The sequence below is a fragment of the Streptococcus oralis genome (genome assembly GCF_003943385.1).
Classification (GTDB): Bacteria; Bacillota; Bacilli; order Lactobacillales; family Streptococcaceae; genus Streptococcus; species Streptococcus oralis_CA.
The window spans coordinates 256,571-273,334 of the sequence record NZ_RJPI01000001.1 but is presented as its reverse complement, the minus strand read 5'-3'; the positions used below and the strand labels follow the sequence as shown (position 1 = coordinate 273,334).

Here is a 16,764-nt window from a genome sequence, read left to right as displayed (position 1 = left end):
AAAACCGTAAACTCAAGCGAGTTACGGTTTTTTGTATATTATGCTTTGTCTAATTGCAAGAGGGCTTCAATCTCTGCCAGAGTGCTGGCTTGGGAAATGGCTCCACGGAGTTTGGCTGCACCAGATGTTCCTCGAAGGTAGTGAGGAGCGAGTCCACGGAATTCACGAACGGCTATGTTTTCTCCTTTGAGGTTAATCAAGCGTTTCAAATGTTCGTAAGCAATTTTCATCTTGTCTTCAAAAGTCAAGTCAGGGAGAATTTCTCCTGTTTCAAAATAGTGATTGATCTGGTTGAAGAGGTAGGGATTTCCCATAGCAGCGCGACCAATCATGACAGCGTCAGCCCCGACTTCTTCGATACGCTGTTTGGCTTCTTGGACCGTACGGATGTCACCGTTGGCGATAAATGGAATCTTGGTTAGGGCTTGGGCAACCTTGTGAAGAGTCTCAAGGTCTGCGTGACCTGTGTACATTTGTTCACGGGTACGGCCGTGCATAGCGAGGGCAGAGACACCTGCAGCCTCAGCTGCGAGGGCATTCTCCACGGCTAGGGATGGATCAGACCAGCCAGTACGCATTTTGACAGTGAGGGGGATATCAAGGACAGATTGGACCTTATTGATAATAGAGTAAATCTTGTCTGGATCCTTGAGCCACATAGCGCCAGCTTCGTTTTTCACGATTTTGTTAACTGGGCAGCCCATGTTGATATCGACGATATCGGTCTTGGTGTTTTCTTGGATGAATTCTGCTGCGCGTGCAAGGCTGTCTTCATCACTACCAAAAAGTTGGATAGAAACCGGGTTTTCTCCTTCATCGATATGAAGCATGTGCAGGGTTTTTTCGTTGTTGTATTGGATTCCCTTGTCAGAGACCATTTCCATTACAACGAGTCCAGCTCCGAGCTCTTTTGCGATGGTACGAAAGGCTGAGTTGGTGACACCAGCCATGGGTGCTAAAACAGTACGATTGGGAATCTCAACATTGCCAATCATAAAAGGTGTATTAAGATTTGTCACGAATGAGTTCCTCCAGGTCGTTTTCATCAAAGTTATAAGTTGTTTGGCAGAATTGACAAGTGATTTCTGCTCCGTGATCTTCCGCTTTCATTTCCTCAAGGTCTGAGTTTGGAAGGCTGGCAAGAGCGTTTAAAAAGCGATCTTTGCTGCAGTCGCATTGGAAACGGATTTCTTCTTCAGATAGGCGTTTGTAGGATTCGTCACCATAAATAGCCTTGAGAAGGGCTTCGATATGGTCATCGCTTTCCAGAAGAGTCGAGATAGCTGGCATTTCTTGGATACGTTTCTCAAAGCGGGCAATCTCTTCTTCCTTGGCCCCTGGCAATACTTGGAGAAGGAAACCTCCGGCAACTTTGACCTTGTCGTCTTTATCCAAAAGAACATTGAGGCCGACTGCTGAAGGGGTTTGTTGACTTTCTGTCAGGTAATAGGCCAAGTCTTCACCGATTTCCCCAGAGATGAGAGGAGTCATGGAGTTGTAAGGATTTCCAGTACCGTAGTCTGTAATAACGAGGAATTGACCGTTTCCAACAAAAGGTCCAACAAGGACTTCACCAGTTGCAGTCTTTTTGATGTCAACGCCAGGATTTTGCACATAGCCTTTGACATTTCCCTTGGTATCTGCGACTGTGATGATGGCACCGAGAGAGCTCGTTCCAAGAACTTTAACTGTTAGTTTGGTATTTCCTTTTTCATTGGCTGCGAGAATTTGGCTAGCGATAAGGGTACGACCAAGTGCGACGGTTGAACTGGCTTGGGTTTGATGTTTTTCTTGAGCAGTGCGGACGGTTTCAGTGCTATCAAGGACAAAAGCACGAAAGGCTCCGCTTTCTGATATAGTTTTAATAATTTTATCCATAGCTACTATTTTAGCATAAAAATGCTCAAAGGGGGAGCCTTGTGTTTGCTGTTTCTGTGGAATAATGACGAGGAAATCAACCTTAAAATAAAATGAGAAACAGATTATTTCAGCATTTGAAAGATTTATGCTATGCTTGTAGGAGAAAATGAAAGGGGTAACAAATGTATTTAGGCGATTTGATGGAAAAAGCAGAATCTGGTCAATTTTTAGTCCTTTCCTTTCTATTACAAGATTCGCAGACAACAGTCAAGAAAGCCATGGAAGAAACAGGTTTTTCAAAAGCGACCCTAGCCAAGTACATTTCTCTGATTAACGAAAATGCCTTGGAAAGAGGACTAGAGCTGACCATCCACTTGGAAGATGAAAATCTGCGTTTGTTGATTGGTGCAGCCACAAAGGGGAGAGAGATTCGGAGCTTGTTTCTAGACAATGCCATTAAGTACCAAATTTTGGTTTACCTTCTCTATCACCAACAATTTCTAGCTCATCAGTTGGCTCAAGAATTGATGATTAGTGAGGCCACGCTTGGTCGCCACTTAGCTAGTCTAAATCAGATTTTGTCAGAATTTGACTTATCCATCCAAAATGGCCGTTGGCGAGGTCCGGAGCATCAGATTCGTTACTTTTATTTCTGCCTTTTCCGCAAGGTTTGGTCGAGTCAGGAATGGGAAGGTCACATGCAGAAAGCTGAGAGAAAACAAGAGATTGCTAGCTTAGAAGAAATCTGCGGTGCCAGCTTGTCTTCGGGTCAGAAATTAGACTTGGTTCTCTGGAATCATATCAGTCAACAGCGCCTTCGAGCTAACGCCTGTCAGTTTCAAGTCATAGAAGAAAAAATGCAGGGGTATTTTGATAATATTTTCTACCTTCGTTTGCTGAGAAAGGCTCCGTCCTTTTTTGCTGGACAACACATCCCTTTAGGAACTGAGGACGGTGAGATGATGATTTTCTTTTCGTTTCTCCTTTCCCATCGTATCTTGCCCCTTCATACTATGGAATATATCCTTGGTTTTGGAGGGCAATTAGCCGATTTGCTGACGCAATTGATTCAAGAAATGAAGAAGGAGGAGCTGCTGGGGGACTACACAGAGGACCATGTCACCTATGAACTCAGTCAGCTTTGTGGTCAAGTTTATCTCTACAAGGGCTATATCTTGCAAGATCGCTACAAGTATCAGATAGAACATCGGCACCCTTATTTGCTGATGGAGCATGACTTTCGAGATCTTGCTCAGAAAATTTTCGCCTCCTTGCCAGCTTTTCATCAGGGGACCGACCTGGATAAGAAAATTCTCTGGGAATGGATCCAGTTGATAGAGTATATGGCAGAAAATGGTGGTCAGCATATGCGGATTGGTCTGGATTTGACATCTGGTTTCCTTGTCTTTTCTAGGATGGCTGCCCTTTTGAAACGGTATTTGGAATACAATCGTTTCATTACTATTGAAGCCTATGACTCCAGTCGACATTATGATTTGTTAATTACCAACAACCCGATTCATAAGAAAGAACAGACTCCGGTTTATTATTTAAAAAATGATTTGGATATGGAGGATTTGGCGAAGATTCGTCAGATGCTCTTTGCCTAAAAGGCCTGAATTTTCAGGTCTTTTTTGTGAAATTCGCACAATCTCCTCACTTTTTTTTAAAATTTTAAAAAAAGTGATAAACAAGAAAGCGCTTTATTTTGTATACTAGTTACTGTAAAGAGGAACCCCCTCAAGATTTTATCAGGAGGACAGCACATGTCACAAGAAAAATACATCATGGCCATTGACCAAGGAACGACCAGTTCTCGTGCCATCATTTTTAACAAAAAAGGAGAAAAGGTCAGCTCTAGTCAAAAAGAATTCACTCAGATTTTCCCTCAAGCAGGTTGGGTAGAGCACAATGCCAATGAAATTTGGAACTCTGTTCAGTCAGTTATCGCGGGTGCTTTCATCGAAAGTGGTGTGAAACCAAGTCAAATCGAAGCCATCGGGATTACCAACCAGCGTGAAACAACTGTCGTCTGGGATAAGAAAACAGGACTTCCTATCTACAACGCTATCGTTTGGCAGTCACGCCAGACAGCACCTTTGGCTGAACAACTGAAAAGCCAAGGTTATGTGGAAAAATTCCATGAAACGACTGGTTTGATCATTGACGCTTACTTCTCTGCTACCAAGGTTCGTTGGATATTGGACCATGTAGAAGGCGCTCAAGAGCGAGCAGAAAAAGGAGAATTGCTCTTTGGTACTATCGATACTTGGTTAGTTTGGAAATTGACTGACGGTGCGGCTCACGTAACGGACTACTCCAATGCGGCTCGTACCATGCTTTATAATATTAAAGAACTCAAATGGGATGATGAGATTTTGGAAATCCTCAACATTCCTAAGGCTATGCTTCCAGAAGTTCGTTCTAACTCTGAAATCTATGGTAAGACTGCTCCATTCCATTTCTACGGTGGGGAAGTGCCAATCTCAGGTATGGCTGGGGACCAACAGGCAGCCCTCTTTGGACAGTTGGCCTTTGAACCTGGTATGGTTAAGAATACTTATGGAACAGGTTCTTTCATCATCATGAACACTGGTGAAGAGATGCAGCTATCTGAAAACAACCTTTTGACAACGATTGGTTACGGAATCAACGGCAAGGTTTATTATGCTTTGGAAGGTTCTATCTTTATTGCTGGAAGTGCCATTCAGTGGCTTCGTGATGGACTTCGCATGGTTGAGAATTCACCAGAGTCTGAAAAATATGCTCTCAATTCTCACAACAATGACGAAGTCTATGTCGTACCTGCCTTTACAGGTCTAGGGGCACCATACTGGAACCAAAACGCTCGTGGCTCTGTCTTTGGTTTGACTCGTGGAACAACTAAAGAAGACTTTATCAAGGCAACTTTGCAATCTATCGCTTATCAAGTACGTGACATCATAGACACGATGCAAGTGGATGCTCAGACAGCTATCCAAGTCTTGAAGGTAGATGGTGGTGCAGCCATGAACAACTTCCTCATGCAGTTCCAGGCTGACATTTTGGGAATCGATATTGCCCGTGCTAAAAACTTGGAAACAACTGCCCTAGGTGCAGCCTTCCTAGCTGGTTTGGCAGTGGGTTACTGGAAGGATTTGGACGAGTTGAAGCTCTTGAACGAGACAGGAGAACTCTTTGAGCCATCCATGAACGAATCGCGCAAGGAACAACTCTACAAGGGCTGGAAGAAGGCTGTGAAAGCAACGCAAGTCTTTGCGGAAATCGACGACTAATACTGTTTCTTGATGCAATGATCAGCTTAAGAATGAAACGACTCAGTTAGAAAGTGTGTAAATATGGAATTTTCAAAGAAAACACGTGAATTATCAATTAAAAAAATGCAGGAACGCACCCTGGACCTTTTGATTATCGGTGGGGGGATTACAGGAGCTGGTGTAGCCTTGCAAGCGGCAGCTAGTGGTCTTGACACAGGTCTGATTGAAATGCAAGACTTCGCAGAAGGAACATCTAGCCGTTCAACAAAATTGGTTCACGGAGGTCTGCGTTACCTCAAACAATTTGACGTGGAAGTGGTGTCAGATACAGTTTCTGAACGTGCAGTAGTTCAACAAATCGCTCCACATATTCCAAAACCAGATCCAATGCTCTTGCCAGTTTACGATGAAGATGGAGCGACCTTTAGCCTCTTCCGTCTCAAAGTAGCCATGGACTTGTACGACCTTTTGGCAGGGGTTAACAATACGCCAGCTGCTAACAAGGTCTTGAGCAAGGAAGAAGTCTTGGAACGCCAGCCAAACTTGAAGAAAGAAGGTTTGGTAGGAGGTGGGGTTTACCTTGACTTCCGTAACAACGATGCGCGTCTCGTGATTGAAAATATCAAACGTGCCAACCAAGACGGTGCCCTTATTGCCAACCACGTTAAGGCAGAAGGCTTCCTCTTTGATGAAAGTGGCAAGATTACAGGTGTTGTAGCTCGTGATTTGTTGACAGACCAAGTCTTTGAAATCAAGGCGCGTCTGGTTATCAATACGACAGGTCCTTGGAGCGACAAGGTACGTAATTTGTCTAATAAGGGAACACAATTCTCACAAATGCGTCCAACTAAGGGAGTGCACTTGGTAGTGGACTCAAGCAAGATCAAGGTTTCACAGCCAGTTTACTTTGACACAGGTTTGGGAGATGGGCGTATGGTCTTTGTTCTACCACGTGAAAACAAGACTTACTTTGGTACAACGGATACTGACTACACAGGCGATTTGGAACATCCAAAAGTGACGCAGGAAGATGTAAATTATCTGCTTGGTATTGTCAACAACCGCTTTCCAGAAGCAAACATCACCATTGATGATATCGAAAGCAGCTGGGCTGGTCTTCGTCCATTGATTGCAGGCAATAGTGCTTCTGACTACAATGGAGGAAATAACGGAACCATTAGCGATGAAAGCTTCAATAGCTTGATTGCGACTGTCGAAGCTTATCTATCGAAAGAAAAAACGCGTGAAGATGTTGAATCTGCTGTCAGCAAGCTTGAAAGTAGCACATCTGAGAAACATTTGGATCCATCTGCAGTTTCTCGTGGTTCGAGCTTGGATCGTGATGACAATGGCCTCTTGACTCTTGCTGGTGGTAAAATCACAGACTACCGTAAGATGGCTGAAGGAGCTATGGAGCGCGTGGTTGACATCCTCAAAGCAGAATTTGACCGTAGTTTTAAACTCATCAACTCGAAGACTTATCCTGTTTCAGGTGGAGAATTGAACCCAGCAAATGTGGACTCAGAAATCGAAGCCTTTGCGCAACTTGGAGTTTCACGTGGCTTGGATAGCAAGGAAGCTCACTATCTAGCAAATCTTTACGGTTCAAATGCACCGAAGGTCTTTGCCCTTGCTCACAGCTTGGAACAAGCGCCAGGACTCAGCTTGGCAGATACCTTGTCCCTTCACTATGCAATGCGTAATGAGTTGGCTCTGAGCCCAGTTGACTTCCTTCTTCGTCGTACCAATCACATGCTCTTTATGCGTGATAGTTTAGATAGCATCGTTGAGCCAGTTCTGGATGAAATGGGACGATTCTATGATTGGACTGAAGAAGAAAAAGCAGCCTACCGTGCGGATGTCGAAGCAGCTCTTGCTCAAAACGATTTGGCAGAACTAAAAAATTAAGAAAAAGGAAAAGAGGTGGAGGGCAGCATTCCTTGTCGCCCGCCCCTTCTTTTAAATGGAGACAAAGATATGATGAAAGAATTATTTGGAGAATTTTTGGGGACCTTAATCCTCATCCTCCTAGGAAATGGTGTTGTTGCAGGTGTGGTTCTTCCCAAAACCAAGAGTAACAATTCAGGTTGGATTGTCATCACTATGGGATGGGGAATTGCTGTAGCCGTTGCGGCCTTTGTATCTGGCACGCTCAGTCCGGCCCACCTAAATCCAGCTGTGACGTTTGCGATGGCCTTAAAAGGAACGCTCTCTTGGGGTTCAGTTTTCCCTTATATCCTAGCCCAATTCGCAGGAGCGATGGTGGCTCAGATTTTGGTTTGGTTGCAATTCAAACCACACTATGAAGCGGAAGAAAATGCAGGTAATATCCTAGCGACTTTTAGTACTGGACCAGCAATCAAGAACACAGTATCGAATTTGGTTAGCGAAATCCTTGGAACCTTTGTTTTGCTCTTGACAATCTTTGCCTTGGGACTCTATGACCTTCAGGCAGGATTAGGGACCTTTGCAGTGGGAACATTGATTGTCGGTATCGGTCTTTCACTAGGTGGGACAACGGGTTATGCCTTGAACCCAGCTCGTGACCTTGGACCTCGTATCATGCACAACCTTCTTCCAATTCCAAACAAGGGAGATGGGGACTGGTCTTATGCTTGGATTCCTGTTGTGGGGCCTGTTGTTGGTGCGGCCCTAGCAGTTCTCGTATTTTCACTTTTCTAAGATAAAAGAGCTATTTGCATTAGAGTTTGAGATGGGAATCTCAGGCTCTTTTTTGTCTATTTTGATGGCAAAACATTGATATCTTAACTTATCTTAAAATAAGCTAAAACGAACTTTTAAGTTATGGTAAACAGTTGAAAAAAAGGTTGATAAAATGGTAAAATGTTAGGAAGATAAGATAGTAAATGCATAGTTGCATAGCTTTTTTGAAAAATCATAGAAAATTGAACACACTAACTATGGGAAAACACAGAAAATTGTATATGTTTTTGGGACAGACCGTCCTATATTTTGTAATCTTACTTGGTTTGCTTTATTTTTTTAGTTACCTTGGTCAGAGCCAAGGAACCTTTATTTATAATGAGTTCTAGTTTGAAGGAGAAGAAAAACCGTGTCTAATAAACCGATAAAAGATATGATTGAAACGATTGAGCACTTTGCTCAAACACAGCCAACATATCCTGTCTACAATGTTTTAGGTCAAGAGCATACTTATGGTGATCTGAAGGCTGATTCAGATAGTTTAGCTGCAGCTATTGATCGACTTGGCTTGCCTGAGAAATCTCCAGTCGTCGTTTTTGGTGGTCAGGAATATGAGATGTTGGCTACCTTTGTGGCGCTGACTAAGTCGGGACATGCCTATATTCCAATTGACAGCCATTCGGCCTTGGAACGAGTTTCTGCTATCGTAGAAGTTGCAGAGCCAAGTTTGATTATTGCCATCTCGGATTTTCCATTAGAGCAAACTAGCGTACCGATGCTGAATTTAGAGCAAGTCCATGAAGCTTTTGCTCAAGCTTCTAGCTACGAGATGACGCATCCAGTCAAGGGAGATGATAATTACTACATCATCTTTACTTCTGGTACGACTGGTAAGCCAAAGGGAGTGCAGATTTCCCATGACAATCTCCTCAGTTTTACCAACTGGATGATTACAGATAAAGAGTTTGCGACGCCAAGTCGTCCACAAATGCTGGCCCAGCCCCCTTATTCTTTTGACCTATCTGTCATGTACTGGGCGCCAACCTTGGCACTGGGTGGTACGCTTTTCGCTCTTCCATCTGCCATCACACAGGATTTTAAGCAACTCTTTGCGTCCATATTCTCATTGCCCATTGCTATCTGGACTTCAACGCCTTCCTTTGCAGATATGGCCATGTTGTCAGAAGACTTTAATAGTGAGAAAATGCCTGGCATCACGCATTTCTACTTTGATGGTGAAGAATTGACGGTCAAAACAGCTCAAAAACTGCGCGAGCGATTCCCAAATGCCCGTATTATCAATGCCTACGGACCAACAGAAGCGACAGTGGCTTTGTCAGCAGTTGCTGTAACAGACGAGATGTTGACGACTCTCAAACGCCTGCCAATCGGCTATACTAAGGCTGATTCTCCAACCTTTATCATTGATGAGGAAGGCAATAAGCTGCCATATGGTGAACAGGGAGAAATCATTGTTTCTGGGCCAGCTGTTTCAAAAGGCTATATGAATAATCCTGAAAAAACAGCAGAAGCTTTCTTTGAATTCGAAGGTCTTCCAGCCTACCACACAGGGGATGTAGGAACTATGACAGATGAGGGCTTGCTTCTCTATGGTGGACGCATGGATTTCCAGATTAAGTTTAATGGTTATCGCATTGAGCTTGAAGATGTCTCTCAAAACCTCAACAAGTCTCGCTTTATCGAGTCGGCTGTTGCTGTCCCACGTTATAACAAGGACCACAAGGTACAAAATCTACTGGCCTATGTCATCCTAAAGAATGGTGTCCGCGAGCAGTTTGAACGTGATATCGATATTACCAAGGCTATCAAGGAAGACTTGGCAGATATCATGATGTCTTATATGATGCCATCCAAGTTTCTCTATCGAGACAGTTTGCCACTAACGCCTAATGGTAAAATTGATATCAAGGGCTTGATCAACGAGGTAAACAGTAGATGATGGAGCTTTACAAACAGCTACCTCATTTGGAACCTTATGGCAATCTTTATTATTTTTTGTATGTGATTGCTGCGACCCTACCGATATTTATCGGGCTCTTTTTCAAGAAACGTTTTGCCTGGTATGAGGTGCTGGTTAGTCTCTTCTTTATCGTCACCATGTTGGTCGGTGGAAAGACCGATCAAATAAGCGCTCTTATCCTTTATGTTATCTGGCAAGTACTGCTTGTATCTTTCTATAAAAGGTACAGGAAACGACGGGATAGTAAATGGATATTTTATCTAGTTAGTTTTCTATCCCTATTGCCTATCGTCTTTGTGAAAGTATCTCCTGCTATTCACGGACCCCAATCTTTGTTTGGCTTTTTAGGGATTTCTTACTTAACCTTTCGTGCAGTTGGGGTTATCGTTGAGTTGAGAGATGGTGTTATCAAGGATTTAACGATTTGGCAATTCTTACGTTTTCTTCTTTTTATGCCGACTTTCTCAAGTGGTCCCATTGATCGTTTTAAACGTTTCAATGAAAATTATGAGACCATTCCTGAGCGGGATGAGCTGATGGACATGCTAGAAGAGGCTGTCAAGTATATCATGCTTGGTTTCCTCTACAAGTTTATCTTGGCTCACATTTTAGGAGAGACATTATTGCCTCCGCTGAAAAATTTGGCTTTGCAGACAGGCGGTTTCTTTAATCATTATGCTTTAGCGGTCATGTACACCTTTGGTTTGGAGCTCTTCTTTGACTTTGCGGGCTACTCTATGTTTGCCTTAGCCATTTCAAACTTGATGGGTATTCATAGTCCTATCAACTTTAACAAGCCCTTTTTGTCAAGGGATTTAAAAGAGTTTTGGAATCGTTGGCACATGAGTCTGTCTTTCTGGTTCCGTGACTTTGTCTTTATGCGGATGGTGATGGTGTTGACCAGAAAGAAGGTCTTTAAAAATCGTAATGTGACCTCAAGTGTAGCCTATATTCTCAATATGCTGATTATGGGATTTTGGCATGGAGTGACCTGGTACTACATCGCCTATGGACTTTTTCATGGGATTGGGCTGGTCATCAATGACGCTTGGGTTCGTAAGAAAAAAGCACTCAATAAAGAACGGAAAAAAGCTGGAAAGGGTTCCTTACCTGAGAATCGCTGGATTCAGTTGTTTGGCATGGTTGTTACCTTCCATGTTGTCATGTTTTCATTCTTAATCTTTTCTGGATTTTTGAATGATTTATGGTTTAAAAAATAAAAGGATATAAAAAATGGATATCAAATCAGAAGTTATTGAAATTATTGATGAGTTGTTTATGGAAGATGTTTCTGACATGATGGATGAAGATCTTTTTGATGCCGGTGTCTTGGATAGCATGGGAACGGTTGAGTTGATTGTTGAGATTGAAAACCGTTTTGACATTCGTGTTCCAGTGACAGAGTTCGGTCGTGATGACTGGAATACAGCTAATAAAATCGTAGAAGGTATTGCGGAGTTGAAGAATGCTTAAACGCTTGTGGCTGATCTTTGGTCCTATCTTCATCGCTGGATTTTTGGTTCTTCTACTCATCTTTTTTTATCCAAGTACAACAAGCCATAATCTGACGGAGGAGAAGTACTCTGCAGCTTCCATCAGTAGAGAAAGTTTTAAAGAGAGAAGTCAAAAAGTGAGGGCGCTAACGGATCCCAATATGCGTTTTGTCCCTTTTCTAGGGTCAAGTGAATGGATTCGATTTGATAGTGTCCATCCAGCTGTTTTAGCAGAAAAATACAATCGTCCCTATCGCCCGTACTTTATGGGTCAGGCAGGAGCGGCCTCGCTTAACCAATATTTCGGTTTGCAGCAGATTCTGCCAGAAATCGAGGAAAAGCAGGCGGTGTTTGTCATCTCTCCTCAGTGGTTTACAGAGACGGATTACGAGCCAGCGGCGTTTCAGAGATTCTTTAATAGCGACCAGTTGACAGCTTTTTTGGAAAATCAATCTGGGGACATCTCGGCTAAGCATGCTGCGACGCGTTTGTTGAAGCAGAACCCGAGTGTGGCATTGAAAGGCATCCTTCAAAAGCTTTCAAAAGGAGAGGACTTGTCAGATGCTGATCGACTTATCATCAACGTCTTTGCACGATTCAATGAAAAGCAGTCCTCTCTTTTTGGTCAATTTTCCATTCGGGGGAAACTCAAGTACAAAGAACATGTAGAAAACTATTTAAAAGATCTTCCTGATCAGTTTTCCTATGACGCTTTAGAAGAAATTGCCCGTAAGGATGCAGAAGCAAATACGACCAATAACGATATGGGGATGGAGAATCATTTCTACACGTATGAGGTCAAAAAAGACTTAAAAAAATGGGAAGGGTATCAAAAAAATTATAACTTCCTAAAGTCGTCTGAATACAATGATTTGCAGCTGGTCCTCAATCAATTTGCCAAATCAAAAGTCAATGTGCTCTTTGTTATCCAGCCCGTCAACAAGAAATGGATGGAATACACAGAGCTCAGTGAAGAAATGTATCAACACGCAGTGGAGAAAATTCGTTACCAGTTAGAAAGTCAAGGCTTTACCAATATTGCTGACTTTTCAAAAAACGGAGGAGAACCTTACTTTATCAAGGATACTATCCACTTAGGTTGGTTGGGCTGGTTGGCTTTTGATAAGGTTGTGAATCCCTTCTTGACGGATCCAAAACCAGCTCCAGACTACAAGATGAATGACCGTTTCTTTAGTAAGGACTGGGCGACCTATGATGGAAATATCAAAGATTTCCAATAAATCGATTAAAAAAACTTGAACTTTTTTGTTCAGGTTTTTTTGGTTAAATAGCGAATGTTTTATATAAAAACCAGTCAAAAGTTTTATTTTTTCTAGAAATATCGTATAATATAAAGGAAAAAAGAAAAGAAAAGGATTTCAAAATGAATAAACGTTCTTTGTTACCTGTCTTGTCGACAGCTCTATTAGCCCCAGCTTTTTTAGCTGGACAAGTCTATGCTGAGGAAGCAACAACTCCTGCAGAAAATTCAGCTGTTGTAGCAACTCCTGCTACGTCGGCGACTCCAGCTCCTGTTGAGAGCCCTGCAGTACCGGAAACTTCGGCAACTTCAGAAGCTCCGGTAGCTCCTGTTGAATCTACTAAAAGCGAAGAAAAGGACACCGTTATCTTACACACCAATGATGTCCATGGTCGTATTGTAGAGGAAAAGGGAGTAATTGGAGATGCCAAGTTAGCGACTGTCATTGAGCAGGAACGTGCGAAATCAAATCAAAATACTCTAGTTGTTGATGCGGGAGACGCTTTCCAAGGTTTACCGATTTCCAACTCTACTAAGGGTGAAGCGCGCGCTGAAATTCTCAATCAGATGCAGTATGATGCTATGGCAGTAGGAAACCATGAGTTTGACTTTGGCCTTGATGAAGTTAAAAAATACAAGGAAATTCTAAAATTCCCATTACTTAGCTCAAATACCTATGTCAATGGAGCTCGTCTTTTTGAAGCTTCTACAATTGTTGATAAAGATAAGACTGTGGAAGGTGATGAATTTGTTGTAATCGGTGTGACAACACCTGAAACTGCTACAAAAACCCACCCTAAAAACATTAAAGGGGTAACTTTTACAGATCCAATCTCTGAAGTCAATAAGGTCATCGAAGAAGTTCAAGCCAAGGCGCGTGCAGAGGGTAAAGACTACAAACACTATGTTGTGCTCGCTCACTTGGGTGTAGATACCACAACTCCAGTCGAGTGGCGTGGTTCAACCTTGGCAGAAGCCTTGTCTAAAAATCCTCGTTTGAAAGGGAAACGCGTAACAGTAATCGATGGTCACTCTCATACAGTAGAATCAACAACCTATGGAGACAATGTTACCTATAACCAGACAGGAAGCTACCTTCATAATGTAGGGAAAATCACCTACAAATCACGTCAGCTTTTGGGCAATCCAACTCAGATTCCGGCTGCGGATGCTAAAAAATTACCAGCCAATCCAACAGTTGAAAAACTAGTCAAAGACATTAAACAAAAATACGATGCTGAAAATGCGGTTGAAGTCGTTTCAAACAGCCCTGTAGAACTCAACGGCGATCGTGAAAATGTTCGGGTTCGTGAAACCAACCTCGGAAACGTCGTAGCGGACTCCCTCTATCAGTATGGTCAAACAGGATTTAGTCATCCGACAGACATCGCTGTGACAAATGGTGGTGGCTTGCGTGAAACCATTGCAAAAGGCAAACCAATCACTAAAGGAAATGTCATTGCCGTTCTTCCGTTTGGAAATACCATCTCACAAATCCAAGTGACTGGGCAACAAGTTTTGGATATGTTTGAAAAGTCACTCGGATCTATCTTGCAGGTTGATAAGGATGGCAAGAAGGTATTGGATGAGAACGGGCAACCATTGTTAGAGCCAAGTGGTGGTTTCTTGCAAGTTTCAGGTGTGAAGGTCTACTATGATACCAACCTACCATCAGGCAAACGTGTCTTGGCCATCCAGGTTAAAAACCGTGCAACTGGTCGTTATGATCTTCTAGACCTCGCAAAAACCTACTATCTTGCAACCAATGATTTCTTAGCTGCGGGTGGTGATGGCTACACTATGTTAGGTGGCGCGCGTGAAGAAGGTCCGTCTATGGATGCAGCCTTTGAAGAGTATCTGAAAACCGCTGATTTGACCCAGTATGAAAAGATTAATCCGAACTCACGGACGATTTCTGTGGATTCTAAAAACTTTAGTCTACCAGTAGAAACGCCTCAAACGAATGCAGCTGCTAGCGATGCGACTACAAATGTACCACTTACTTATGAGGTGGCAGGTCAATTTAGCAAGAAGGCGGTTGTCTCAGAAAAAGCTCTCCCAAATACAGGAAGTGAACAATCCATCTTCTTGCTCTTGATGGGAATGGTAGCTGGTCTGGCAGGTATCTTATCGAGCCGAAAACCAAAGCAAAAATAGGTTAAATTTTACATCTAGAAGAGTCTAGGGAAACGTTTTTACGCCTTTTTCCCTTGACTCTTTTTTGGTTTATGATATAATTAACCAGTAAAGAATCGGTGGCTATCTATGTTTTTTACGAAAAGATAGCTAGGGAAGGAGTAACACATGAGACAGCTTGCACAGGAAATCGATAACTTTTTAAACGAGGTGATCTTGAGATCTGAGAACCAGCATGAAATTCTGATTGGGCATTGCACGAGTGACGTTGCCTTGACCAATACTCAGGAACACATCCTCATGCTCTTGTCAGAAGAATCCTTAACCAACTCGGAGTTGGCCCGTCGCCTCAATGTCAGTCAGGCGGCAGTGACCAAGGCTATCAAGTCTTTGGTCAAAGAGGGTATGTTAGAGACATCCAGAGATCCAAAGGATGCGCGCGTGATTTTTTATCAGTTGACTGATTTGGCTCGACCGGTGGCAGAGGAACACCACCATCATCATGAACACACGCTCTTAGCCTATGAACAAGTGGCAAGTCAGTTTACTCCAAATGAACAAGAGGTTATCCAGCGGTTTTTAACTGCTTTAGTAGGAGAAATCAAATAATGCGGTATATTACAGTAGAGGACTTATCTTTCTATTATGACAAAGAACCTGTCCTCGAGCATATCAACTACAGTGTTGATAGTGGGGAGTTTGTTACCCTGACTGGTGAAAATGGGGCTGCCAAGACAACGCTCATCAAGGCGAGTCTAGGCATCTTGCAGCCAAGATTTGGCAAGGTAACCATCTCAAAGACAAATACTCATGGGAAAAAGCTTAGGATAGCTTATCTTCCCCAGCAGATAGCCAGTTTTAATGCTGGTTTTCCAAGTACAGTTTATGAATTTGTCAAGTCGGGTCGCTATCCTCGAAAGGGCTGGTTTCGTCGCTTGAATGCTCATGATGAGGAACATATCAAGGCCAGTCTAGACTCGGTTGGTATGTGGGAACACCGTGACAAACGAATTGGTTCCCTCTCGGGAGGACAAAAGCAACGAGCAGTTATTGCTCGGATGTTTGCTTCTGACCCAGATATTTTTGTCTTGGATGAGCCGACGACAGGGATGGATGCTGGAAGCAAAAATGAATTTTACGAACTCATGCACCATAGTGCCCACCATCATGGCAAGGCTGTTTTGATGATTACCCATGATCCTGAGGAGGTCAAGGACTATGCGGATCGCAATATCCATCTAGTTCGCAATCAAGACTCGCCATGGCGTTGTTTTAACGTTCACGAAAGCGACCAGGAGGTGGAACATGCTTAGTTTGTTATCTTATGACTTCATGCAGCGTGCCTTCTTGGCGGTCATTGCCATGAGTCTCTTTTCTCCGGTTCTTGGGACTTTCCTTATCTTACGTCGTCAGAGTCTCATGAGCGATACCCTCAGTCACGTTTCTCTGTCAGGAGTAGCCTTTGGTCTGGTTTTGGGAATTTCTCCAACTATTTCAACCATTGCTATTGTCTTGATCGCTGCGGTCTTTCTAGAGTATCTCCGTACAGTCTATAAGAACTTTATGGAAATCGGAACTGCCATCCTCATGTCTACAGGGCTTGCAGTCTCCCTTATTGTCATGAGTAAGGGTAAAAGTTCGAGCTCCATGAGTTTGGACCAATATCTCTTTGGTTCGATTGTGACCATTAGCCAGGAGCAGGTGATTTTCCTCTTTGCCATTGCTGCGGTCGTTTTGCTCTTGACTTTCTTATTCTTGCGACCAATGTATATCCTGACCTTTGATGAGGACACGGCCTTTGTAGATGGCTTGCCAGTTCGTACCATGTCTATTCTTTTTAACATGGTGACAGGGGTGGCCATTGCACTTATGATACCAGCTGCGGGAGCCCTTCTGGTGTCGACTATTATGGTCTTGCCGGCTAGTATTGCCCTTCGTCTGGGGAAAAACTTTAAATCTGTTATGTTACTAGCCAGCGCTATTGGCTTTTTGGGAATGGTGGCAGGACTCTATATTTCCTACTATGCGGAAACCCCTGCCAGCGCTAGTATTACCATTATCTTTGTAGCTGTCTTTTTGTTAGTCAGTCTATTGAAACGTTTTATCAAATAG

General features: G+C 43.1%; 15 protein-coding genes. 13 read left to right on the top strand and 2 right to left on the bottom strand.

Going from position 1 to position 16,764, the window contains the following annotated elements:
* Positions 1-38: 38 nt before the first annotated feature.
* Both dusB and hslO read right to left on the bottom strand, forming a co-directional pair.
* Positions 39-1,019: a tRNA dihydrouridine synthase DusB gene (dusB, locus tag D8803_RS01410; RefSeq protein WP_185756315.1), complete on the bottom strand. Its 981-nt coding sequence runs from the start codon at positions 1,017-1,019 to the stop codon at positions 39-41.
* Entirely contained in the window at positions 1,006-1,878 is an 873-nt protein-coding gene (hslO, locus tag D8803_RS01405; RefSeq protein ID WP_125416108.1) for an Hsp33 family molecular chaperone HslO, read from the bottom strand. Before hslO ends, dusB begins: the two co-directional genes overlap by 14 nt.
* Positions 1,879-2,042: 164 nt before the next feature.
* Between hslO and D8803_RS01400 the strand changes: the two genes are divergently transcribed.
* From D8803_RS01400 to D8803_RS01340, 13 genes are all read left to right on the top strand, one after another.
* On the top strand, positions 2,043-3,470 hold the full coding sequence (locus D8803_RS01400; RefSeq protein WP_125416106.1) for a helix-turn-helix domain-containing protein: 1,428 nt from the start codon (positions 2,043-2,045) through the stop codon (positions 3,468-3,470).
* Between the two features lie 156 nt (positions 3,471-3,626).
* The gene (glpK, locus tag D8803_RS01395) at positions 3,627-5,135 is read left to right on the top strand and encodes a glycerol kinase GlpK (protein ID WP_125416104.1); all 1,509 of its coding nucleotides are present in this window, start codon (positions 3,627-3,629) and stop codon (positions 5,133-5,135) included.
* Between the two features lie 63 nt (positions 5,136-5,198).
* A complete protein-coding gene (gene glpO, locus D8803_RS01390; protein ID WP_084975934.1) occupies positions 5,199-7,025 on the top strand; it encodes a type 1 glycerol-3-phosphate oxidase in 1,827 nt (608 codons plus the stop codon).
* Between the two features lie 69 nt (positions 7,026-7,094).
* Complete coding sequence (locus D8803_RS01385; protein ID WP_084975935.1) at positions 7,095-7,799, top strand: MIP/aquaporin family protein; 705 nt, start codon at positions 7,095-7,097, stop codon at positions 7,797-7,799.
* 239 nt (positions 7,800-8,038) lie between these two features.
* Complete coding sequence (locus D8803_RS01380; RefSeq protein WP_025168981.1) at positions 8,039-8,170, top strand: teichoic acid D-Ala incorporation-associated protein DltX; 132 nt, start codon at positions 8,039-8,041, stop codon at positions 8,168-8,170.
* A gap of 20 nt (positions 8,171-8,190) precedes the next feature.
* On the top strand, positions 8,191-9,741 hold the full coding sequence (gene dltA / locus D8803_RS01375) for a D-alanine--poly(phosphoribitol) ligase subunit DltA (protein WP_125416101.1): 1,551 nt from the start codon (positions 8,191-8,193) through the stop codon (positions 9,739-9,741).
* Positions 9,738-10,982: a D-alanyl-lipoteichoic acid biosynthesis protein DltB gene (gene dltB, locus D8803_RS01370; RefSeq protein ID WP_125416098.1), complete on the top strand. Its 1,245-nt coding sequence runs from the start codon at positions 9,738-9,740 to the stop codon at positions 10,980-10,982. Before dltA ends, dltB begins: the two co-directional genes overlap by 4 nt.
* A 13-nt stretch (positions 10,983-10,995) precedes the next feature.
* Entirely contained in the window at positions 10,996-11,235 is a 240-nt protein-coding gene (gene dltC, locus D8803_RS01365; RefSeq protein WP_000351970.1) for a D-alanine--poly(phosphoribitol) ligase subunit DltC, read from the top strand.
* Positions 11,228-12,496, top strand: coding sequence for a D-alanyl-lipoteichoic acid biosynthesis protein DltD (gene dltD, locus D8803_RS01360; protein WP_038804739.1), 1,269 nt, complete (start codon positions 11,228-11,230; stop codon positions 12,494-12,496). The genes dltC and dltD overlap by 8 nt, the downstream gene beginning before the upstream one ends.
* A 143-nt stretch (positions 12,497-12,639) precedes the next feature.
* On the top strand, positions 12,640-14,673 hold the full coding sequence (gene nt5e / locus D8803_RS01355; RefSeq protein WP_084975939.1) for a cell surface ecto-5'-nucleotidase Nt5e: 2,034 nt from the start codon (positions 12,640-12,642) through the stop codon (positions 14,671-14,673).
* 147 nt (positions 14,674-14,820) lie between these two features.
* A complete protein-coding gene (adcR, locus tag D8803_RS01350) occupies positions 14,821-15,261 on the top strand; it encodes a zinc-dependent transcriptional regulator AdcR (RefSeq protein ID WP_061418636.1) in 441 nt (146 codons plus the stop codon).
* Complete coding sequence (locus D8803_RS01345; RefSeq protein ID WP_001269483.1) at positions 15,261-15,965, top strand: metal ABC transporter ATP-binding protein; 705 nt, start codon at positions 15,261-15,263, stop codon at positions 15,963-15,965. The genes adcR and D8803_RS01345 overlap by 1 nt, the downstream gene beginning before the upstream one ends.
* Positions 15,958-16,764 carry a metal ABC transporter permease gene (locus D8803_RS01340; protein WP_000950023.1) on the top strand — a complete coding sequence of 269 codons (807 nt, stop codon included), beginning with the start codon at positions 15,958-15,960 and terminating at the stop codon, positions 16,762-16,764. Before D8803_RS01345 ends, D8803_RS01340 begins: the two co-directional genes overlap by 8 nt.